This window comes from Thermostichus sp. MS-CIW-34 (assembly GCF_054060435.1).
Genome location: NZ_JBSSDE010000017.1, coordinates 1 through 21,612, shown reverse-complemented (window position 1 = coordinate 21,612; position 21,612 = coordinate 1). Strand labels below are relative to the sequence as shown.

19 protein-coding genes are annotated in these 21,612 nt (G+C 58.6%); 12 read left to right on the top strand and 7 right to left on the bottom strand.

Annotated elements, in window-relative coordinates:
• Nucleotides 1–42 precede the first annotated feature (42 nt).
• Together ACVWYY_RS07645 and ACVWYY_RS07640 are read left to right on the top strand one after the other, a co-directional pair.
• On the top strand, nucleotides 43–1,509 hold the full coding sequence (locus tag ACVWYY_RS07645) for a hypothetical protein (RefSeq protein ID WP_414349737.1): 1,467 nt from the start codon (nucleotides 43–45) through the stop codon (nucleotides 1,507–1,509).
• 166 nt (nucleotides 1,510–1,675) lie between these two features.
• Nucleotides 1,676–4,270 (top strand): ExeM/NucH family extracellular endonuclease, encoded by a 2,595-nt coding sequence (locus ACVWYY_RS07640; RefSeq protein WP_457440098.1) that lies wholly within the window; start codon nucleotides 1,676–1,678, stop codon nucleotides 4,268–4,270.
• A gap of 277 nt (nucleotides 4,271–4,547) precedes the next feature.
• Here ACVWYY_RS07640 and cbiD read toward each other — a convergent pair whose 3' ends face one another.
• Nucleotides 4,548–5,654, bottom strand: coding sequence for a cobalt-precorrin-5B (C(1))-methyltransferase CbiD (gene cbiD, locus ACVWYY_RS07635; RefSeq protein ID WP_457440096.1), 1,107 nt, complete (start codon nucleotides 5,652–5,654; stop codon nucleotides 4,548–4,550).
• A gap of 199 nt (nucleotides 5,655–5,853) precedes the next feature.
• Between cbiD and ACVWYY_RS07630 the strand changes: the two genes are divergently transcribed.
• Entirely contained in the window at nucleotides 5,854–6,207 is a 354-nt protein-coding gene (locus ACVWYY_RS07630; protein ID WP_414350209.1) for a hypothetical protein, read from the top strand.
• A gap of 38 nt (nucleotides 6,208–6,245) precedes the next feature.
• Here the strand turns inward: ACVWYY_RS07630 and def are convergent, their stop codons facing one another.
• The 4 genes from def to ACVWYY_RS07610 form a co-directional block, all read right to left on the bottom strand.
• Complete coding sequence (gene def, locus ACVWYY_RS07625; protein ID WP_414350211.1) at nucleotides 6,246–6,836, bottom strand: peptide deformylase; 591 nt, start codon at nucleotides 6,834–6,836, stop codon at nucleotides 6,246–6,248.
• A 135-nt stretch (nucleotides 6,837–6,971) separates the two neighbouring features.
• Entirely contained in the window at nucleotides 6,972–7,286 is a 315-nt protein-coding gene (locus tag ACVWYY_RS07620; protein ID WP_457440093.1) for a DUF3593 domain-containing protein, read from the bottom strand.
• A 3-nt stretch (nucleotides 7,287–7,289) separates the two neighbouring features.
• Entirely contained in the window at nucleotides 7,290–7,616 is a 327-nt protein-coding gene (locus ACVWYY_RS07615; RefSeq protein ID WP_457440091.1) for a DUF2499 domain-containing protein, read from the bottom strand.
• Nucleotides 7,616–7,792, bottom strand: coding sequence for an NblA/ycf18 family protein (locus ACVWYY_RS07610; protein WP_041437678.1), 177 nt, complete (start codon nucleotides 7,790–7,792; stop codon nucleotides 7,616–7,618). The genes ACVWYY_RS07615 and ACVWYY_RS07610 overlap by 1 nt, the downstream gene beginning before the upstream one ends.
• A 376-nt stretch (nucleotides 7,793–8,168) precedes the next feature.
• On the opposite strand from ACVWYY_RS07610, the gene ACVWYY_RS07605 reads away from it, so the two are divergent.
• The 4 genes from ACVWYY_RS07605 (at nucleotide 8,169) to ACVWYY_RS07590 (ending at nucleotide 11,912) form a co-directional block, all read left to right on the top strand.
• Nucleotides 8,169–8,420, top strand: a complete 252-nt coding sequence (locus tag ACVWYY_RS07605) for an RNA recognition motif domain-containing protein (RefSeq protein ID WP_011434316.1) — start codon at nucleotides 8,169–8,171, stop codon at nucleotides 8,418–8,420.
• Nucleotides 8,421–8,543: 123 nt separating this feature from the next.
• On the top strand, nucleotides 8,544–9,848 hold the full coding sequence (locus tag ACVWYY_RS07600) for a metallophosphoesterase family protein (protein ID WP_414417917.1): 1,305 nt from the start codon (nucleotides 8,544–8,546) through the stop codon (nucleotides 9,846–9,848).
• A 408-nt stretch (nucleotides 9,849–10,256) separates the two neighbouring features.
• Nucleotides 10,257–11,450, top strand: coding sequence for an RNA-guided endonuclease InsQ/TnpB family protein (locus tag ACVWYY_RS07595; RefSeq protein WP_457440089.1), 1,194 nt, complete (start codon nucleotides 10,257–10,259; stop codon nucleotides 11,448–11,450).
• Between the two features lie 222 nt (nucleotides 11,451–11,672).
• Nucleotides 11,673–11,912: a hypothetical protein gene (locus tag ACVWYY_RS07590; protein WP_457440087.1), complete on the top strand. Its 240-nt coding sequence runs from the start codon at nucleotides 11,673–11,675 to the stop codon at nucleotides 11,910–11,912.
• A 113-nt stretch (nucleotides 11,913–12,025) separates the two neighbouring features.
• On the opposite strand, the gene speA is transcribed toward ACVWYY_RS07590, so the two are convergent.
• Complete coding sequence (gene speA, locus ACVWYY_RS07585; RefSeq protein ID WP_457403698.1) at nucleotides 12,026–13,948, bottom strand: biosynthetic arginine decarboxylase; 1,923 nt, start codon at nucleotides 13,946–13,948, stop codon at nucleotides 12,026–12,028.
• A gap of 448 nt (nucleotides 13,949–14,396) precedes the next feature.
• Between speA and pstS the strand changes: the two genes are divergently transcribed.
• The 3 genes from pstS to ACVWYY_RS07570 all read left to right on the top strand — a co-directional run bounded on the left by pstS (nucleotide 14,397) and on the right by ACVWYY_RS07570 (nucleotide 18,848).
• A complete protein-coding gene (pstS, locus tag ACVWYY_RS07580; protein ID WP_457403697.1) occupies nucleotides 14,397–15,497 on the top strand; it encodes a phosphate ABC transporter substrate-binding protein PstS in 1,101 nt (366 codons plus the stop codon).
• A 290-nt stretch (nucleotides 15,498–15,787) separates the two neighbouring features.
• On the top strand, nucleotides 15,788–17,680 hold the full coding sequence (gene dnaK / locus ACVWYY_RS07575) for a molecular chaperone DnaK (protein WP_457403695.1): 1,893 nt from the start codon (nucleotides 15,788–15,790) through the stop codon (nucleotides 17,678–17,680).
• 208 nt (nucleotides 17,681–17,888) lie between these two features.
• The gene (locus ACVWYY_RS07570; protein ID WP_414382310.1) at nucleotides 17,889–18,848 is read left to right on the top strand and encodes a DnaJ C-terminal domain-containing protein; all 960 of its coding nucleotides are present in this window, start codon (nucleotides 17,889–17,891) and stop codon (nucleotides 18,846–18,848) included.
• A gap of 140 nt (nucleotides 18,849–18,988) precedes the next feature.
• Here ACVWYY_RS07570 and ACVWYY_RS07565 read toward each other — a convergent pair whose 3' ends face one another.
• Nucleotides 18,989–19,819, bottom strand: a complete 831-nt coding sequence (locus ACVWYY_RS07565; RefSeq protein WP_457403705.1) for an RNA methyltransferase — start codon at nucleotides 19,817–19,819, stop codon at nucleotides 18,989–18,991.
• Between the two features lie 67 nt (nucleotides 19,820–19,886).
• On the opposite strand from ACVWYY_RS07565, the gene ACVWYY_RS07560 reads away from it, so the two are divergent.
• Together ACVWYY_RS07560 and lpxC are read left to right on the top strand one after the other, a co-directional pair.
• Nucleotides 19,887–20,483: a hypothetical protein gene (locus tag ACVWYY_RS07560; RefSeq protein WP_457403694.1), complete on the top strand. Its 597-nt coding sequence runs from the start codon at nucleotides 19,887–19,889 to the stop codon at nucleotides 20,481–20,483.
• Nucleotides 20,484–20,497: 14 nt separating this feature from the next.
• On the top strand, nucleotides 20,498–21,379 hold the full coding sequence (gene lpxC / locus ACVWYY_RS07555; RefSeq protein WP_457403693.1) for a UDP-3-O-acyl-N-acetylglucosamine deacetylase: 882 nt from the start codon (nucleotides 20,498–20,500) through the stop codon (nucleotides 21,377–21,379).
• Nucleotides 21,380–21,612 lie beyond the last annotated feature (233 nt).

Sequence of the window (21,612 nt, the reverse complement as noted above, 5' to 3'; positions counted from 1 at the left end):
CAGCTCTTGCCCAAGGCAGTGGGGAGCTTTTCCTGCAACACTATGGCTGACGCAGTTCCCGTTCGGCGCTACGACCTGTTTGTGCAGGCTTCCCGGCTGCTGCAGCGCTACCGGCAGCTCACGCCGGAACTCCGTCCCATAGGGCTAGAGGTGGCTCTGGCCATCCAGTATCACCGCGCTCAGGCCGGATCGGGATCTCTGCTGCCTTGGGTGGGATCCCCTCGCGGACTGCCCTTGCAGCAAGTGGCCCAGCGCATTTGCGACCCGTTTTACAGCAAAACCCATCCTCTTTTGCCGACCCTACCCGAAACTGGCGAGCCTTTGGTGTGGCCTCTGTTCAACCAGGGGGAAAACGGTTTGATCCGGCCCCTGGCCCCGAGCAAAGTGGGCGGGAAACTGGCGGAGCGGCGCTGGCTCAAAGCCTGCAACAGCCAGGAAGGGATCGGCTGTCATGCCTTGGCGGCCCACTTGTGGCAAGACGAGCGCTTTTTGGCCGAAGACCGGGATCTCTGTCCTTTCCGCCTTTATGATGGGCGCTACCCCTTGAGCGTGGATCAAGGGCGACAGACTTGCGGCTTTGACGATCACCCCTGTGGCTGGCAGCCGGGACACCCCAAAATGTTGCAGGTGGTGGGCAAAGGCAAACAGGCCGAGATCCTGCTCCCCCACTGGACGGATGACATGTGGGCGATGCTCATTCCCTCCCATCGTCCGCTGCCGATTTACCCGCTCTTGGTGATGCTTTACTTTGGCCAGGAAACTTTGCAAAAGGGGCGGAGCAGCCTCTCCATCGAGCAATTTCGTCTGGATTTTCAGTTTAGCCAGTCTCAACTGCACCTGTTGTTCGACACCCACCCTGAGCACCCCTTGAATCGACACCTGCTTACCTGGGCTCAGCAGCCAGAGGTGGAGTGGGGATCCACAGAACTCTTGCCCCAGATGCCGCCCCTCCTGCATCAACCTGCTGGGGGCAAGGTGGTTTTGGATCCCGATGAGCCGCCCCAGTTCCGCAGCAGTGGGATCCCTCACAGCGCCGGGACAGACCCGCTGATGGCAGAACGCCGCCGTCGACGTCAGTTGGAGCGCAGCGAGCGCCACAACGAGATCTTGCACCAGTTTCGCCGCTGGTTCCGCCTGGCAGGATTGGAAGTCCGGGAGGATCAGCATACCTTTGACTTTTTGGCCGTGGCGGACGGGCATCTGCTTTTGGCCGAAGTGAAGCTCCTGCACCACAAGGATGCGGCAGAGGCTTTGCAGGAAGTAGTGGGACAGTTGCTCTACTATGAGCGCTTTGCCCTCGGCCCTTGGATCGAGCAGGGCTTTTCCGTTCAGAAGGCCGCCGTTTTCGATGGGCCACCGCCAGATCCCTATGTGCGATTTCTAGAAGACCTGGGCATTGCCACCTACTGGATCAACGAGCAGCAGATGATCGATGGGCCAGAAAACTCTTTACGCCTGCTGCGCCAGATGGGGGTGCGGGTACGACCGGATCCCGAATTGGGGGATTAGGGGAAAAAGCCTGCCCATGTTCTCCCCTGAGTTTTGACTCAGGCGGGGGTAACTTCTTGTCTTCTTAAGCGTACCTTAGCTGCCCCTTTAATTCCTTCCTGAAGATGGTATCCATACAGACGGTAAAAATACGGGATCCTTTGAAGTTTCGGGAGGAGTGAAGCAGATGTGGTCTAGGGTTACTTCGCGTCGTGTTGCCCAATCAATTGCGGTGCTAGTTTTTGGTTTGGTGCTTTTGGTTTCTCTGCAAGGGCGCGGCTCCAGAAGAACTCTTTTGCCAATACTTACACCTGTGCCAGCACCGACCCCGACTTCAACACCCACAGCCACGCCAACACCGACGCCCACGCCGGGAGGCTGTGATCCCAACGCCAACCTGATCCCAGTTGGCACTGTCCAGGGCACTGGCTTCACTTCCCCCCTGGTGAACCAAACAGTCACGGTTTCTGGAATCGTAGTAGGAGACTTTGAAAATGAGGGGGTGGCTGGCCAAACCTATCTCCAGGGCTACTACCTACAAGATGATGGTGACGGGAATCCCGCCACATCAGATGGCATCTTCGTTTTCAGTGGCACAGCTAATAACGTCAGGCTTGGGGATAGGGTTCAGGTGACCGGAACAGTTGCTGAGTTCCGCCAGCAAACCCAGCTCTCCAACGTCACCAGCTTTACTGTCTGTAGCTCTGACAATCCGTTGCCGGCCCCAGTGCAGATCTCTCTACCGCTGACTGCGGAGCAAAGGGAAGCTCTGGAAGGAATGCTGGTCACATTTGGAAATCAGCCCCTGTTTGTAACCGACTCCTTCTTGCTGGGACGCCACGGGGAGCTGAGTGTGGCCACAGAGCGGTTGTTCACTCCTACGCAAATTGCGGCTCCCAGCCAGGCAGCTGCCATTCAAGCGGAAAACGACCGAAAGCGGATTCGCATTGATGACCGGCTGCTCACCCAAAACCCAGATCCGGTTATCTACCCCACTCCGGGTGGCCTGAGCGCGGCTAACACTGTGCGCGGCGGCGATCGCGTCAGCAACATCACCGGGATCATGACCCAGTTGCGAGGCCGGAATGTCAGTGGCGATGTGGATGCGACCATCGACTACCGTATCCACCCCAATGATCCCAACAACTTGCCCAGGTTTACAGCCACCAACCCTCGCCCGCAAAACCCACCCTCAGTAGGGGGCTCCCTGAGGGTAGCTAGCTTTAACCTGTTCAACTACTTCAACACCTTCGGCAACGCCTGCTTCCCCAATAACTCCTCCTGTCGGGGAGCCAGCAACGCCACCGAGTTCACCCGCCAGCGGGATAAGCTCATCGAGGCTATTCGCCGCATGGATGCCGATATCGTAGGCCTCAACGAGTTAGAAAACGATGGATACGGTTCGAATAGTTCCATTCAGGATTTGGTGAACGGGCTCAACCAGGTCATGGGGGCAGGAACCTACGCCTTTGTGAATGTTGGAGTGCCCAACCTGGGCGGCGATGCCATCACCAACGGCTTTATCTACAAGCCAGCTACGGTTGAAATTGCCCCCGGCACTAACCCGGCCTTCCTGGACACAGGGGAATTCACCCAAGGCCCCGGACGCTTCCATCGTCCTCCTCTGGCTGTAACCTTCCGGCAGCGGAGCAACAACGCCACCTTCACTGTTGTGGTCAACCACTTCAAGTCCAAGGTTTCTCCCTGCGATCCTATTGACAACGATCCCTTCCAAGGCAATTGCAACGGCAACCGCACCCGGGCCGCTCAGCAACTCTTGAGCTGGCTCGCCACCAATCCAACTGGCTCCACCGATCCGGATGTGTTGATTATGGGGGATCTCAACTCCTACGCTATGGAGGATCCGATCAAAACTCTGGAGGCGGGCGGGTTCACCAACCTCAATGGCTCCAACAGCTACTCCTTTAGCTTCCAAGGACAGTGGGGATCCCTGGATCATGCCCTGGCCAACAGCAGTCTGAGACCCCAAGTTACAGGCTCAGCTAAGTGGCACATCAACGCTGATGAGCCCGTGAGCTTGGACTACACCCTGAGCTTCAAGAGTCCCTCTCAGCAGAGCCTCTTCTACGCCAGCGATCCCTTCCGCTCTTCCGACCACGATCCGGTGCTCGTTGGCTTGAACCTGACTTCGGCCCCAACACCGACGCCGACGCCCACACCGACGCCGACGCCCACACCGACGCCCACGCCCACACCGACGCCCACGCCCACACCGACGCCGACGCCCACACCGACACCAACTCCTCCTTCCGTTAACCTGCCTTTGACTGAAGGCTTTGATAACTGCAACCCTGCTCCAGCCGGCTGGCAGATTGTGGATGTGGACGGCGACACCAGTCGTTCCTGGCGTTGTGTCAACTCCCTTGCCGAGGCCAACGCTTTCAACGGTCAGCAACCGGGTAATGACTGGCTGATCACTCCTCCTCTGAACCTGGCTTCCGTCAGCAACCCAGTTCTGACCTTCCGCAATCAGAGTTCTTTTAGCGATAACGGCCTTCCTCCTTCGCAACAACTAAGCGTTCTTTACTCCACCAACTACAGCGGTGCAGGCACTCCAGCGGCAGTGAATGCAGCCACTTGGACTGCTCTGACGATTCCCACTCTCTCTACGGGCAGCTTCGTCGACTCCGGCCCGATTTCTCTGGCTGGGATCCAGCCTTCCAACCGTGTTTACATTGCCTTCCGCTATCGCTCTTCTGGTACAGCTTCCGGCTCGGCCACTCGCTGGCGGGTGGATAGTGTCAACATCTCCGGGAACTAGGTGTGGGATCCTAGTGCCAACCTGAGTCTGATTGGCAGTGGCTGGGAAAGTGGATCTGCTTCCTCAGCCGTAACGCTCTCCTATGTGGTCTTGGCCGGGATCCACCGTTGCTCAGCGGGTTTCGAGCAGAGGGATTGACTTTTGGAGCACGGACTAAAGGGAGAGGAGCCGGGGGTGGTTGCCTTTGGCGGCACGGAGCGCTTAAGACACTTCGGGAGAAAAATGGTTGAGGATCCGGGGGGATTGCAATGTCCTCGTCTCAATCGAAATGACCTCATTATGGGATCCCCACCTGGGCGCAGATTTGCCCCTGTCGGTCGAACAACGTCACCGCCAACAGCAGGGATCGACCGGCATACTTTTGCACATAGCCTGTGGCTCGCTCCAGGATTTGGCGAGCCAACTCCTGCATCACGGGTGCTGCCCAGCCAAGGCCATCCAGATAGTGCACCGCTGCCTCTACTGTCCGCAACTCCAGCACTTGCCGCGCCTGTTCTGCTGTTCCTCCACGCCGGATCAGGGCTGCCGCCAGAATTTCCAAGCGGGCATCGGCCACGTGGCTGGAAGTGGTGAAGATCCCCCCTGCCAGCTTGATCAGCTTGCCGTGGTAGCCGATCAAATGAATGGACTCCGCCCCCCGCAGCGCCGCTTCCACCAGCAACGGCCCTATCCAATTGGCTACTCGCAGGATCTGGTCTTCCGGGATCCCTTGCCGCAGCGCCACCTGCTGCCCATGGCTGCCCACGCAAAAGATCAAATGCTTGTGCCGCTCCAACTTTTGTTGCAGCTCTTGGCGGGCTTGCTCTAAGCTCTCAACACTTGAGGAAGGCTCCACCTCCGCCCGCGTTCCCAACAGGGCCAGCCCTTCCAGCACCCCAAAAGCGGCATTGGAGGTGCGCTCGGCCAGCAGCTTTCCTTCAGGCAAAATGATGCGCACCCGCAGGCGGCAGCCCTCTGGGATCCCGGGCAAAAGATTGATCTCAAACAAACGGCGGGCATAGGCATAAATGGCCGGGCTGCCATCGGTGCGTCGCCCCAGCCCTTCCCCGGCTTCCAAGATCAAGGGGGGATCCTCGGGATCCCTCTCCTCCAACCTCACCCAAGCCCAGACCGGCGTGTCGCGGGTGAGATCCAGGTGGGGGCCGGGATCCGAGCGGGTAATGGCCAGAGCTGTTGCCTTCTCCAAGGCAGCTACCTGCTCCACTGGGATCCGGATCCAAGCCTCAAGGGACCGGGGCTCAGCCTGCACCGCAATCGCCAAGCGCCCCCCTTCCTTCTCCAAAGGGATCCCCAGAAGGTGGTGAAGAGCAGCTCTGGCCGAAGCAACGGCGAAAACCGGCAAGGTATAGCCTCGCGGTCGGGATCCCTGAACAGCATCCTGCATCTGCACAGCTTTTTGCTTCGGAAATGGATGACCGGAAAACCAAAATCTCCGGAAAATGCACACCTCAATTGTGGCTTGTGAGAGAACCCAGGAGTTTCGGGGAACACCTCCCGGAAGCAATCGTTAAATGATCTGGGGGAAGAAGGGGGGATCCGAAATTTGCCTTTTTCAATGAAGGTAGTCGAAAACTGGGGCAGCTATGAGCGAAGCAGTGCAGCACTACCTTGAGCGTCTGGAGTCGCAAATACAGGAGCTAAAAGCTGCCATCGAGCGGATGCCTGAGCAGGTGGTGGCCGTTCTCCTGGCTACCCAGGAAGCCAAAAAAAACACCCCCGCCCCCTCCCGTTACAGCGTTCTAATCTCAGACTTGGTGGAAGATGGCAGCCACAACTTCCTGCTGGATGATGAACCCACCGTGGTGAGCAACCGCAGCATGGGGCATGAGCTGGCCCCCGAAGCCCAAATACAGCGCCTGAGTGCCCAGTTAACCGCTGCCTACAACCGCATTGCCGCTCTGGAAGAGCAGCTCTTGGCCCAGCGCTTGCAACACTAAACCAAACCGACAGTCGTCCGGACCGGTCTGGAAAAACTTCAGCGGGGAACAGCAGAGGGCTTGCCTTTGCGTTGCACATCCTGCATCTGGAAGCCGTGTTTGCGCAGCTCTTGATCCAGCACCAGCTCGTTTTCCACGTGATCCACAAACAACACGCCGTTGAGGTGGTCGATTTCGTGCTGGATCACCCGCGCCAGCAAATCGTCCGCTCGAAGGGTGCGGGGCCGCCCCGTTTCATCCTTAAACGAAACCACAATCCCTTCTGGGCGCACGACCTCGCAAAACACCCCCGGAATGCTTAGACAACCCTCCTGCCCGGCAACGGCCTCGCCAATGTACTCCCGGATCTCCGGGTTGATCAGCACCAGCGGTGGCACCTCCGGCTTATCGGGATAAAGATCCACCACAATCATGCGCTTGGGAATGCCAACCTGCGGAGCCGCCAGACCAATCCCATCGAAGCTGTACATGGTCTGCAGCATGTCCCGGGCAAGCTGGCGGATCTCGTCGTTGACCTGGCTGATGCGCTTGGCCGGCTGCCGCAGCACCTTGTCCCCCATGCGATAAATGTGCAGGGGCGGATGCTTCAGCTTCACTTTGGGAACAGCAACAGAAAGGGTAGCCACCATCCGGCAGATCTCACAGAATAACAGCAGGTATCGGGTCTGGATCCCCATTCTACATTCAGTCCTGGTTGTGCTGAAACCATTGTTGCCTAGCTCTCCTCTCCCTTTGGAGAGGGGGTAGAGGCTTGTTTGGGATGATCATGGCTCAGGGTTGCCGTCGCCAGCCTCTGGAAGTCGTTGGGCCTGTTGGTCAATTCCCTGCTTAAAGCCCAAGGCCACCAAAATATTGGAGAGGGTGAGAAAAGCCTCTGCCCCTCCATGCAAGGGATCCACATTGGCCAGGGAAGTGCCGTAGTGAACCTGAGCGTACAGCCCTGCCGGGATGCTGACGGCCACAAAAAGCAACAACAGCCAAAATCCAACCAAAGCCAAACGTGGGATCCGGCGCAGCCGCGACAGAAAGAATAAAGAGACCAAGTAAGGGAACAGAGAGAGGGCAAATAAACTGTTCATCGCCTAGTCGGGATCCCCCTCCTGTGCAGGCTCGTCGGCTCTCTCAGCTCGCCAAATGCGGTAGGCAGCCCAAGCCAGGGTACAGTTGCCCAGCAAGGTCAAGCTGGCCTGTGCAGTGACCACCCAGTCCAACTTGGGGTCGTTGTCAAACCAGTGCCAGGTGATTGCGCACATTGCCCCCGACAAAGCGGGCAGCATCGCCCAGCTCAAACTTCGCCATTCGGGCCGGCCCACTCGCTCCCCAAATTGCCACACGAGCACAACAGCAGCGATCCACTCCAAAACACTGGCAACGTGAATCCACCAGGTGGGAAGCGAAAGGGCGTGCATCAGGCGCTGAGGGAATGACGCAGCAGTTGGCGGTAAGTGGCCTCCTGCAACAGCATTTGCTTGTGCAGTTTGACCAAAATGTCTTTGGCCTGCTCGGGGCTCATGCGAGAAACCAAGGTCTCGAAAGCCCGCTGGCGAAATTGCTGCTCCAAAGAGAGCTCTAGCGTTTCATCCATCATTATCACCTCAGAGTGCTCAGGTAGAGAGTTCTGCAAAGAGTTCCAACAGCGCAGATCTGGCCAGGTAGTGCAAGCAGGATAATACATATCTTAACAAATCGCAACAACGTGACAAGACGCCGGATCTCGACGTGCCGGAAGGGAGCTTGGCCGAGGCGAGGGCAGAGAACCTCAACCCAGTGGCAGAAAAGTACAGGCCCGTCAAGTTGGACAAAGGTGCATTTTGGATGGGGAAGGGGGAAGATTTTCCGGCAGGGATCCCTTTACATCCTTTCACGTTGTGCGACTTAGCAAGGCTCCATGATAGAAGTGAAGTACTCTGGAGCTTTGTTGCCACCCTTGCTGATTGGTGACTTACTTTGCTTGAATTGCCATGACCATTTTTGTGGGGAACCTAAACTATAAAGCCTCAACAGAAGAACTGAAAGCTTTCTTCCAGCAGAGGTGGAACGTTAAGTCGGTTACAATCCCGATAGACCGAGAGACAGGTCAGACACGAGGCTTCGCGTTTGTGGATCTGGCAACCGAAGCTGAGGAGGACGAAGCCATCGAGAGCGCGAACGGGCAGGAATTCATGGGCCGGCCTCTGCGTTTGGATCGAGCCAGGCCCCGCCGCCAAGCCTAAGCAAAGATTGTTCAACCCTGGGTTTGCCATTCTGGGCAACCAAAGGACTCCGTCCCGCTAACGCGAACGGCAAGGTTTATCCCAACAGATGGGAGAGCTGCAAAGTCTCCAAGAGCGCCCAAGATGGTAAGGTTGCTACATCTTTCCGACATTCATCTGGGCAGTGGTCTTGCCTACGGCCACATTAACCCAGCTACCGGCCTGAATACCCGTTTGGAAGATTTTGTAGCTTCTTTGCGCTTGTGCATTGACCATGCTCTCAACCAAGCGGTGGATCTGGTGTTGTTTGGGGGCGATGCTTTCCCCGATGCGACACCCCCCCCTCTCCATCAAGAGCTTTTTGCCCAACAGTTTCGCCGCCTGGCCGATGCAGGGATCCCAACCGTCCTGTTGGTGGGCAACCACGATCAGTACGGGCAGGGACAGGGAGGCAACAGCCTGGCTATCTACCGCGCTTTGGGGGTCTCAGGCTTTATTGTGGGGGACAGACTGGAAACTCATCGGATCGAAACTCGCGGTGGCCCGGTGCAGGTGACCACTTTACCTTGGCTGAGTCGCTCTGCTCTACTCGCCCAACAGGAAAGCTTGGCGCTTGAAGGGGAAATCCTCGCGCATCAGCTCCTGCAGCGCCTCCGCCTAGCCCTAGAAGGGGAGATCCGCACCCTGCAGCCAGGGATCCCGGCGATTTTGTTGGCTCACGTCATGGTGGAGACAGCCCGCTACGGAGCAGAACGCCATCTTTCGGTGGGCAGAGGATTTACGGTGCCCCTTTCGCTGCTGGCTCGGCCTGCCTATCAATATGTTGCCTTGGGGCATGTACACCGTCACCAGGTGCTGTGTCGGGATCCCTTGATGCTCTATCCCGGCAGCATTGAGCGGGTGGATTTTGGCGAAGAAAAAGAGGAAAAAGGCTGTGTGCTGGTGGAAGTCACCCCTACGGGGGCCAGCTATGAATTTTTGCCCCTGCCAACCCGTACCTTTCACACCATTCGCCTGGATCTGAGCGCAGATCCACCCCAGCAGGCGCAGTCCAAGCTGCTGGCCGCCATCGCCAAGGCCCCCGTGGCCGGCTCCATCCTGCGGTTGATCTACCGCATACGGCCCGACCAGCTAGAGTGCATTGATGAGCGGGCTCTGCACAACGCTCTTGCCCCTGCTTTTAGCTACACCATCGCCCCAGAAGTGGTCAGCCCCAGCCGCATCCGTCTGCCGGGATGGGATCCCAGCCGACTTGAGCCCCTGACGGCTCTGGAGCAGTATCTGGCCGACCGCAGCGATCTGGCCCCCTTGCACAACGATTTGCTGGCCGCGGCCCGTCAGTTGTTGGAGGAATATGTGGATCCTTTACAAGACTGGGCCCCCAACTGGGAGGAGCTGGGATCTTCAAGCCTTGCCCCAGTGGAAGAGGAGCAGTTGCCTTTGTTTTGAGATGCTCTCTTTGTCGCCTCAGGGTTCATAGGGGTGGGGATGGGGGAGCCCTGTACGAAGAAATCAGGACAGGAGTGCTCGCCAAAGCTGCGGGCTCCTCAAGTTTCAAGTGATCTGAATCACTTCGAAATGGCAAAAAGCAACACAAACTGGGAATCGGGTTGAAGACGTTGGCAACGACGGCATCAGCTCACTCACAGGGAACTGACTCAGACTGGTAGACCTCACACTGCCAGTCTTTTTTTGTTTAGGGCCTGGGGGCTGTGAAGTCGCAGCGAGCGGGGGATCCCTTTCTAGCATTCATGAAATTCCCATCTTCTTTTCTATAGAGTCAGCTAGAAATCGCAGGAGCCCCGCACTGTACCCGTAGGGTCAGTGCCGGGAGGAATGCGAGGTTACAATAGAACCATGACCCAAGTCCTGACCGTCTCCTGCAAGCTCAAGGTAGCCCAGTCGCAAGCCGCCAAATTGGACGCGACGATGGAGGCTTTTGGCCAAGCCTTGAATTGGGTCAACCAGAACACGCCGGAGAAGATCGTCAACGCGGTCAAGCTGCAATCCCTTTGCTACTACGAGATTCGAGCCCGGTTTGGCTTGTCCAGTAACTTGGCTCAACAGGTGTGCAGACGGGTAGCGGGTTCCCGCAAAGTGGCTAAGCAGAAAAAGCGTCCCGTCAAGGAGTTTAAGAGCGGCTTTGTTACCTACGACGCTCGCATCTTTTCGTTCCGTCAAAAAGACTGGACGGTGTCGCTGACCACGGTGGAAGGGAGAGAACGCTTTGAGCTAGCCATTGGTAACTACCAGAGGGGAATGCTGGCTGGTTCCAACCCCAAATCTGCCACGCTGGTCAAGCGCAAAGATGGCTCCTACTACATCCAGATTTGCGTAGAGAAAAAACCACCCAAGCAACAAGATACCGACGAGGTGATCGGGGTGGACTTTGGAAGGACAGATATTGCCCATACGTCAGACGGGGACAACTGGAATGGACAGCAGTTGAACAGAGTCCGCGACCACTACTCCCGGTTGAGGGCGGCACTCCAACGCAAAGCCAGTAAGGGCACACGCAGTTCGCGGCGCAGATGCAGAGAACTGCTGCAACGGCTGTCTGGCAAGGAGAGACGCTTTCAAGTGTGGGTCAATCATCGCATCTCCAAAGCTATTGTCTCTAGGGCAAAGACCACAAACAGCGCTATTGCTCTGGAAGACCTGACAGGGATCCGGGAAAGGGTCAATCAACAGCCGCGCAGCAAAGCCGAGCGGCGCAGAACCAACAGTTGGGCGTTCTACCAACTACGTCAGTTTCTGGAGTACAAGGCAAGGGTTGCAGGGGTTTCTCTGATTCTTGTGCCGCCCGCCTACACGTCGCAGACCTGCCACAAGTGTTTGCATATCCATCCCGATCCTGCGCAATCCTACCGCAGTGGCAAGTCGTTCAAGTGTGGGCACTGTGGATGGGAAGGGGATGCGGATTTGAATGGTGCGAATGTGATTGCGCTTTTGGGGGCTGTCGTAAACCAGCCTAGAGGTCCGGGCTTGTTTTGTTCTCTGGTAGAGCAGAGCAGGCTCAGGGCTACTGAAAGCCCGCTCCGTACCGCTTAGCGGTCGGAGCCGGGTAGTTTACTCCCAACAGCACCCACCCACTTACCCTGCGGGTAGCCCAGGACATCTACAACGGCAGCGGCCAATTGGCGATTCCAGCAGGCAGCGAGGTGCGAGGCAGCTTGCGACCGACTCAGGGAGGGGCCAGGTTCTTCGGCACAGCTTTGATTGCCAATGGGCGACTTTACTCGGTGCAGATGTCTTCTGATTTGATCCACTGATTTGATCCACACTGAGAAAGACCCGCGCCACTATTCTGCCGAAGCGATTGCTCAAGATGCAGCCATTGGTGCTGTGGGGGGTACGGTGCTGGGCTTGCTCACAGGAGGCGTTTCTGCTTTAGGGGTTATTGGCGGAGCCGGAGCCGGAGTGGCGGTGGGCAATATCACAGCACCTCAAGTCGTGGTGTTGCGCCCTAACCAAACGATTAACTTGGCTTTGGACAGTCCGGTGCATCTGTGATCGACAAATTTTTGATCTGGTTTTGATTTGGTTTGATCTGGAAGCAAAAAGGATCCCGGTTTTAGGCCGGGATCCCTGTTTGGTTTTAGGGATTTTTTCGAGGAACACCACCTTCAGTGCAAGTAGGTGTAGGCCCGCAGATTGTCTTCAAAGTGCTGCTGCAAGGCGCGGGCTTGATCCAGCGTGATCTGCCCCCGTTGTAGGGCGGCTTCGGTGGCGTGGTGGAGGGTCTCCACCAGATCTTCGCTGTTGTACTGCACCCAGCTCAGCACTTCGCCAATGGTGTCCCCCTTGATGACTTGGGAAACGTGGTAGCCGCCGGGGCGGGAGCGGATATGCACCGCGTTGGTATCGCCAAACAGGTTGTGCAGATCTCCGAGAATCTCCTGGTAAGCGCCCCCCAGAAACACCCCCAGCAGGTAGGGATGTCCGTTGGGGTCGTGCAGCGGCAAGACCGAGGTGATCTGCCCATCTTCGCCGAAGAAGCGGTTGATCTTGCCGTCGCTGTCGCAGGTGAGATCCGCCAGGGTGGCCCATTGGCGTGGCTCCTCATCCAGACGATGAATCGGCATGATGGGGAAGACCTGGTCGATGGCCCAGCTATCCGGCAGGGATTGGAACAGGGAGAAATTGCCGTAGTAGATGCTGGCCAACATTTCGTCCAGATCCAAGAGATCCACCGCCACCGGATGCCCCGCTTGGTGCTGCTCGTAGGCCAAGGTGCAGATCTTGTCGGAGCAGTTCCAAAACAGGCGTTCCACCTCGGCCCGCTCCTGCAAGCTGAGGGATCCCTCGGTGAACTGACGCAGGGCGGCCTCCTTCAGCTCCTGACAACGGCGATAGTTGACCACCAGAGTATCGGGCTGGATTTGGTAGTAGAGCTGGTTTAGCTTCTGGATCACCTCTGCATCGGAAGTAAGCTGGGTGGGCATGGGGTAGGGGCTGGCGGCGTTGACATCTTGCACGTCAAACACCAGCACCGACTGGTGGGACATGAGGGCGCGTCCGCTTTCGGTCACCAGTACCGGCGGCTGGATCCCGTGGGGTTCCAGGGCGGTCAGCACGGTCTGCACCACGGTGGCGGCGTAGTCCTCCATGCTGTAGCTCTGGGAAAAAGGATTGGGGGACTGGGATCCGTCGTAATCGACCCCCAAGCCGCCGCCGATATCCAGGTAGCCCATGGGGGCCCCCAGCTTGACCAGCTCGATGTAGATTTGGCTGGCCTCCCGCACGGCCCGTCCATGCACGCTCACCATCGAGATCTGGGAGCCGATGTGGTAGTGCAACAGGCGTAGACAATGCAGCTTGCCCGCTTCCCGCAGCCGTTCCACCACTTGCAAAATCTCGGTGGCCGTGAGGCCGAACTTAGCCCGATCCCCAGCCGAGGTGCCCCAGCGTCCACTGCCCTGGGCGGAGAGCTTGGCCCGTACCCCCAAGATGGGGTCGATGCCCAGTTGGTCGGCAGCCTCCAGCACCAGCTCCAGCTCTTGCAGCCGCTCCAAAACGATGATCGGGGTGCGCCCCAGCCGCTGGGCCAAGAGAGCCGTCTCCATAAAATCCCGGTCTTTGTAGCCGTTGCAGATCAGCAAAGCCCCGGGAGTATCCAGCAAAGCTAGGGCAATCAACAGCTCCGGCTTGGATCCCGCCTCCAGGCCAAAGTGGTAGGCGCGACCGTGTTTCACCACTTCTTCTACCAGGTGGCGCTGCTGGTTCACCTTAACGGGGTAAACCCCCCGATAGACGTTGGGGTAGCCAAAGCGCTGGATGGCCTGCTGAAAGCTCTCGCAAATTTGCCGCATGCGGTCGGCCACGATCTCGGGAAAGCGAATCAAGAGGGGCAACTGCAGGCCCCGCGCCACCAGATCCATCACCAAGTGGTACAGGTCAATGCCCGGTTCCTGCTGCTGTAAGCCCTGTGGGGTCACCTCCACATGACCGGCGGCGTTGATACGGAAGTAGGGATCCCCCCAACCTGAGATGCGATAGAGCTTTTCGCTGTCTCGCAGTGTCCAGGGAGAACGAGTCAAAGTCGGCATAGTAGTCCCCCAGATACCGAGATGTGAACAGCGCAGGATTTCTGCACAGAATCCACAATATATTGCCATATTCCAGAATATGTCAAGATTTTTCTGGTGCGGGGGGACTCAGGCCCAAAAACCGCTAAGCCTTGCCAGACAAGGCTTTGGCTTGAGGATCTCTGTGCAACTGCCGCAGAACTCAGCTCGCTCAATCTCTTGTTTTCACTGTTTTTCTTGATTTTTCTCTTGAATTCTCCGTTTTCCGTCTCTCCTTTCTGAGCTTGGGTCGGATCCCGACTTTTGCTGGGAAGCGTAGCGAGGAATACGGGGATGGCGCAGAGGGAAAAGACAGCCACCTGGGGAAAGTGGGCCACGCACGGGATCCCAAGAGCTCTCGCCGGCAACCCTTGACAGGGCCCCGTGGGCAAGACAAGGATCGGGGCGGTGACCTCGGAGAACCTGAACCATGGCTCAACTGCCCCGCTTCCGTCGCCGAGAAGTGTTGCTTTCTTTATTGGCCACCGGCGCTACCTTGAGCGCCTGCCAAAGGGGATCCCGTTCTGACCAACCCAGCGGCAGGGATCCTGTTCCTGCCTCCCGCAGCCAGCCCGCCGACAAAGTTTTGCTGATCAACGGAGCCGGGTCCACCTTTCCGGCTCCTCTTTACTTGCGCTGGTTTTCCGATTACCGCCAGGTGGATCCCAAGGTGGAGATCAATTTCCAACCGGTGGGCAGCGCCGCTGGGATCCGGCAATTTATTGACCAGACAGTGGACTTTGGCGCCAGTGATGTGGCCATGACCGATGCCGAGATCGCCGAGGTGAAGCGGGGTGTGGTGATGATCCCGATGACCGCAGGCAGCATTGCCGTAGGCTACAACCTGCCGGGGATCCCTTCTGGACTCAAGCTGTCTCGACCCGTTTTGGTGAAGATCTTTCGCGGCCAAATCGACCAGTGGCGGGATCCGGAGATCCTGGCCCTGAACCCGGAGCTAACCATTCCCGATCTGCCCATCACCGTCTGCTACCGCTCCGATGGCAGCGGCACCACCGATACCTTTACCCGCCACCTGGCGGCCATCGATCCGGCTTGGGCCTCGGAAGTCGGTGCTGGCATGTCGCTGGAGTGGCCGGTGGGCATTGGGGTGAAAGGCAACGAGGGCATGAGCGCCCAAATGCTCCTCAGCGAAGGGGTGATCGGCTACGTGGAGTCGGTCTATGCCCGCGAGCTGGATCTGTCGGTGGCAGCTCTGGAGAACCGCCGCGGCGAGTTCATTCTCCCCTCCCCGGAAGCCTCGGCCCTGGCCTTGAGCGAAATTGAGCTGCCGGAAAACCTGCGGGCTTTTGTGCCGGATCCCGCTGGCCCTGGAGCGTATCCCATCGTCACCTACACCTGGATCCTGACCTACCGCCGGTACTCGGATCCCGCCATGGCCGCCGCCCTGCAAGCTGTGCTCGGCTGGGCCCTTACCGAAGGACAAGCCCTGGCCGAGGAGATGGGCTACCTGCCCCTGGCCGCAACCGTTGTGAACCGCGGCCTGGAGGCGCTGCAGCTTATCCAGAGCTAGCCTGGCAGCAGTCCCCCAAGAGTTGCCAATAGCTGCCAACCCAGGCCATACCCCAAGCGGCACCGAAAGCAAGGCTGCTGCAGGTACGGAGATCCGTAACCGGTTTGCCCTTCAGCCCCGAGAAATGGGCGGCATTCTCGCCCTGGCCTCGCCAACCAGCTGGTTAGGATCGACCCAGGAAGTGACCAAGCATCTGCCGGATTTTCACAGATTGGCTGCCCAAGCTACTTCACACAGGCTGGCGGCGGTAACCGAAGCAATGTACTCAAGAAGAGGAGAATAAGGAGCCGATGGGAAAAGTTGTAGGAATTGACCTGGGCACAACCAACTCGGTTGTCGCCGTAATGGAGGGGGGTGTCCCCACCGTCATCGCCAATGCTGAGGGTACTCGCACCACACCCTCGGTGGTCGCCTTCACCAAAGATGGAGAGCGCCTGGTGGGCCAAATGGCCCGCCGCCAAGCGGTGCTCAACCCGGAAAACACGTTCTACTCCGTTAAGCGGTTCATCGGTCGTAGGTACGATGAGCTGAATGCCGACTCCAAGCGGGTCTCCTACCAGGTACGGCGGGATGAGCGGGGCAATGTCAAACTGTACGCCCCCCGCCTGAACAAGGAATTTGCGCCCGAAGAGATCTCGGCCATGGTGCTGCGCAAGCTAGCGGATGATGCCAGCCGCTACCTGGGCCAACCGGTCACCCAAGCGGTGATCACGGTTCCTGCTTACTTTAATGACTCGCAGCGGCAGGCCACCAAAGATGCGGGCCGCATTGCCGGTTTGGAAGTGCTGCGCATCATCAACGAGCCGACAGCAGCCTCTTTGGCCTACGGCTTGGACAAGCGCAACAACGAGACCATCCTCGTCTTCGACCTGGGCGGCGGCACCTTCGACGTGTCCATCCTGGAAGTGGGGGATGGCGTTTTCGAGGTGAAATCCACCAGCGGCGATACGCAGTTGGGCGGCGATGACTTCGACAAGAAGATCGTCGATTGGATGGCCGAGCAGTTTAAGCAAATGGAAGGGATCGACCTGCGGCAAGACCGGCAGGCGCTGCAACGGCTAACGGAAGCTGCGGAAAAAGCCAAGATCGAGCTGTCCAGCGTTTCCGAAACCACCATCAACCTGCCCTTCATCACTGCCACTGCCGATGGGCCCAAACACCTGGAGCTGAAGCTCTCCCGCGCTCAATTTGAACACCTCTGTGCCGACCTGCTGGAGCGCTGCAAGGGGCCGGTGGAACAAGCCCTGCGGGATGCCAAGCTCACCAAGGCCGACATCAACGAAGTGGTGCTGGTGGGGGGATCCACCCGCATTCCGGCAGTGCAGCGGCTGGTGAGGGAGCTGCTGGGCAAAGAACCCAACCAAAGTGTCAACCCCGATGAGGTGGTGGCGGTTGGGGCGGCCATCCAAGCGGGTGTGCTGGCGGGCGAAGTCAAAGACGTGCTGCTGCTGGATGTCACCCCCTTGTCCTTGGGGGTGGAAACCCTGGGCGGCGTGGCCACCAAGCTCATCCCGCGCAACACCACCATCCCCACCCGCAAGTCGGAGATCTTCTCCACTGCCGAAGATGGGCAGACCTCTGTGGAAATCCACGTGGTGCAAGGGGAGCGGGAGCTGGCCCGCGACAACAAATCTCTGGGCCGCTTCAAGCTGGACGGGATCCCGCCGGCCCCCCGCGGTGTGCCGCAGATCGAGGTCACCTTCGACATCGACGCCAACGGCATCCTCAAGGTGACGGCCAAAGACAAAGGCAGCGGCAAAGAGCAGAGCATCTCCATCACCGGCGCCTCTACTTTGGATAGCAAAGAGGTGGAGCGCATGATTGCTGAGGCAGAAAAATACGCTGCCGAAGACCGGGCCCGCCGGGAGAAAATTGAGCGCCGCAACAAGGCCGACTCGCTGGCCTACCAAGCCGAGCGGCAGTTGAAGGAGTTGGGCGACAAGATCTCCTCCAGCAAACGCAGCCAAATCGAGACTCTGGTGCGAGAACTGCGGGAGGCCATCCAGCGGGAGGACGACAGCGCCATCCAGAGCAAAGAGCGGGAGCTGCAAGAGGCTCTCTACGCCATGAGCAGCGAGCTGTATCAACAGCCGGGGGCCTCCTCTGGCTCCACTCCCGGCTCAGGGAAAACCTCCGGCGGCAGCGATGATGTGATCGATGCCGACTTCACCGAGAGCAAGTGACTGCTCAGGGATCCCTCCGTGGGCCGCGGGCCCAGGGCGGATCCCGCCCTTACTTGTAGCGCCGATAATGAGGAGGGACGGGATGGGCGATGGCGTCTAGCCCGCCTCCTCATTTTCTTCAGTAGGTCGGAGGGAAGGAGCCCTTGCCGGGGACGCCTAGCCTCGTGGTTTTCTGCCCACTCTCAGCGATTTGCCTGCGGACGCCTCCATGCAAAACTTTAAGGACTACTACAAGATTTTGGGGGTCAGCAAAACGGCCACTGCCGATGAGGTGAAACAAGCCTATCGGCGCCTAGCCCGCAAGTATCACCCAGATGTCAACCCCAACGACAAAGCGGCTGAAGAGAAATTCAAAGACATTAACGAAGCCTACGAAGTTCTCTCGGATCCCAGCAAGCGCAGGCAATACGACCAATTTGGCCAATACTATCAGCAGGGCGGGTTTCGCTCCAGCCGCGATGCCTACACCTACAGCAGCAGCCCCTTCAGCCAAGACTTTGGGGGGAGCGGATTTGGGGGGAGTGGCGTCGATTTCAGCCAATTTGATGATTTTCAAGACTTCATCGATCAACTGCTGGGCCGGGTGCGCAGCCAAACCACAGACCGCAGCAGCGGATTTTCGGGATCCACTGGCAACACCAGTTACGATGCTGAGGCCACCATCCAGATCAGCATTCCAGAAGCTTTTGAGGGGGGCAAGCGCCGTCTGCGGGTGGGCGGGGATCGCGTGCTCGAGGTAAACATCCCGCCGGGAATTACGCCAGGGAAGCGGATTCGCCTGCGCGGCCAAGGCCACCCCAACCCCAACGGCGGTGCCGGTGATCTGTACCTTAAAATTGAGCTGAAAGACCACCCCTTCTATCGCCTAGAGGGATTCGACGTTTACTGCGATCTGCCCATCAGCCCCAGCGAAGCGGTTTTGGGCGCCCAGGTGGAGGTGCCCACCTTGGATGGGGTGGTGAAGCTGCGGATCCCACCTGGCATGCAGCCGGGGCGAAAGTTGCGGCTGGCGGAAAGGGGATTTCCCAAAGGCAACGGAGAACGGGGGGATTTTTACGTGGTGGTGCAGATCCATTTGCCCACCCAGATCTCCGAAGAAGAGCGAGAACTTTACGAAAGGCTGCAGCGGGTTCAATCCTACGATCCCCGCGCCACCCTTAAGCTCTAGCATTGATATTCTCCGATATTCTCCCACGGCCAAAGCCTCAAGATTCTTGACAAGCGCTCCGCGCCGCCTGAAAGCAGGAAGCCGCCCTTCTAGCTTGCTTCCGGTAGCGGTAGGGCGGGGCTGGAGGCCCAGCCTTGGGGTCAAGATGGGGTCCTGCTGGAATCTGGTTGCGTCGGCGGGACGGGAGCTGCATTTGCTTCCAGAGGTTCCTGACGAGAGCATCCCTGGCTCCATTGCAGTTGCCGCAGGATCCCGCGCAACAAGGCCACCTCGGCTACGGTCAGGCCGGCTCGCTGGAACAGGGCGCGAAACTTGAGCATTTTGCGGCGGGCTGTGTGGGGGTGCAGGTAGCCAATTTGCAGCAACAGCGCTTCTAAGTGGTCGAAAAATCCCTCCAGCAGCTCGAAGGGGGCAAGCCTTTGAGGCGAGGGCATAGGAGGAGCAGGGGAAGGGCTCTGGCAGACGAGGGTGTACAGCTCATAGCAACAAATGGCCACGGCTTGGGCCAAGTTTAAAGAGGGATAGGTCGCATCGGTGGGGATCTGGATCTGGCGATGGCAAAGGGCCAGCTCCTCGTTGCTCAAGCCGCGATCTTCGGGGCCAAACACGAGGGCGGCAGGGCCGGCGGCCAGCAGAGCGGGAAAGGCTTGGCGGGGGGACTGAATTTGCCATTCGGGTGGGTAGGTTTGGCTGCGCCCCGTTGTCCCGAAAACCTGCACACACCCTTGCAGGGCTTCGGGCAAAGTTTGCACCTTCTGGGCTTGATGGAGCAGGTCTGCCCCATGCACGGCTGTGGTGATCGCTTCCATATCGAGGGGATCGCATTGGGGATCCACCAGCACCCACTGCCTGAAGCCCATGTTTTTCATCACGCGGGCAATGGCGCCGAGGTTGCGCGGCCCAGCCGGCTGCACCAATACAAGCCGTACCTGCGCCAGTTGTTCAGGGCCAGAGTGGGGTAATATCGGCATCAGGTTGGGATCCCCCAGAGTGCCTAGAGTAGAGAAGAGGAGCTTGATTTTGTCATAGATTGCATCCATGGGATCCGCATACCGTTGTTGGCTGAGCTTGATTTGTCTGGTGTTGGTGGGATGCTGCTGGGGATCCCCGGCGTTGGCTGACCATTCGTTGCCCTCCACAGTGGCAGAGGCGGCTCAGGTGTCGCCCCAGCTCGCTCGCGATGGGGGTATAGAGCACCTTTCCCTGACCGTAGCGCGGCAGCGGCTGGAAGCCATTGCCGAGGCCATGCGCTCAATTCGCCTGTGCAACCGGCCCAACTGCCGCTACCGAGATATCGCTGTGGACGTGTGGCCTGTGGACATATCCATCCCCAATGGTGGTGCCGAGCCGTTCTACGAGGGCAGCATCGACGCCATTATCGACCGTCCTTCCGGCAGCTTGGATAAAGCCCACTACCGGCTGCAGTTTCGCCAGGGGCGCTGGCAGTTGCTGGGGGGCGAAGAGGTGTCCGATGTCTCTTCCTTTTTCTTTGAGGGAGATACCTACGAGGTGTTCAGCGCCTACGGCACCCGCAGCCACAAAGCCAAGTTGGCAGATGCCAGCAGCAACCTGCGCGTGGGCTATCGGGAGCTGTATTACCGCGTTTTCGACCAGGGCCAAGAGCGTTTGCACTAGCGCTGCGGAGCACGATGAGAGGCCGGCAACACACCTTAGCCAGCTCTATTGCCCTAGAAGGCGTTGGCCTGCACACCGGCCTGCCAATTGGCTGCAGTCTGCATCCAGCTCCTGCCGGCAGCGGTCGGGTTTTTGTGCGGGTGGATCAACCGGGATCCCCTGAGATCCCGGCTCGGTTGGGATCCCTGGCCCCTGCCCATCTCTGCACCCTGTTGCAGCAGGGATCCCCCTCTGTTCAAGTGCAGACGGTGGAACACCTGCTGGCCGCCCTTTACATCCTGGGCATTGACAACTGCCGCATCGAGGTGGAGGGGCCGGAGCTGCCGATTCTGGATGGCTCTGCCCTGCCCTTTGTAGAGGCCATTGCCCAGGCCGGGATCCAGGCCCAAGATCAGCCAGCCCTGCTGGGGGTGATCCAAGAACCGGTCACTGTCTGGGCGGGGGAAGCCTTTGTCAGCGCCCTCCCCCATCCTACAGCCCGCTTTACCTATGGCATCGATTTTGCCGATTGCCCGATTGGAGAACAGTGGCTGAGCTGGAGGGAGAACAGGCCGGATTTTGTCCAGTCCATTGCGCCGGCCCGCACCTTCGCCCGCCAGCAGGATGTGGAGCTGGCCCGGGAACGGGGGCTAATCCAGGGGGGCAGCCTGGAAAATGCCATTGTCTGTAGCCAAACCGAGTGGTTGGGGCCATTGCGCTACCCAGATGAGCCGGTGCGCCATAAGCTGATAGATTTACTAGGAGATCTCAGCCTCCTGGGCTGCCGACTGCAGGGGCACATTGTGGCCTACAAGGCGGGCCATGCCCTGCACCACCGTTTGGCCGAGCAGTTGCTCAAGAGTGGATCCCTGCTGATCCATGAAGAGCAAGGGGGAGAAAGAGATCCGGTTGCGTAGCCACAACCCTGCCATCCTCAGTTGCGACAGCGGTGCGGAGCACTTGTCTTCAAGGGGATCCCCAGGGTGGGATCCGCTTCATTCCCCTCCTTTCCGCAGCTCCCTGGGTGCTCTTTTGGCTGAGTTCTGGCCTGCCGTCCTGATACATTTACGCTGAACACTGCTGAACATCACTGTTCAACTATGCAGCGATAGCATTCTGTTTGTTTCCAAACAGAATGGCGGTATCCCGC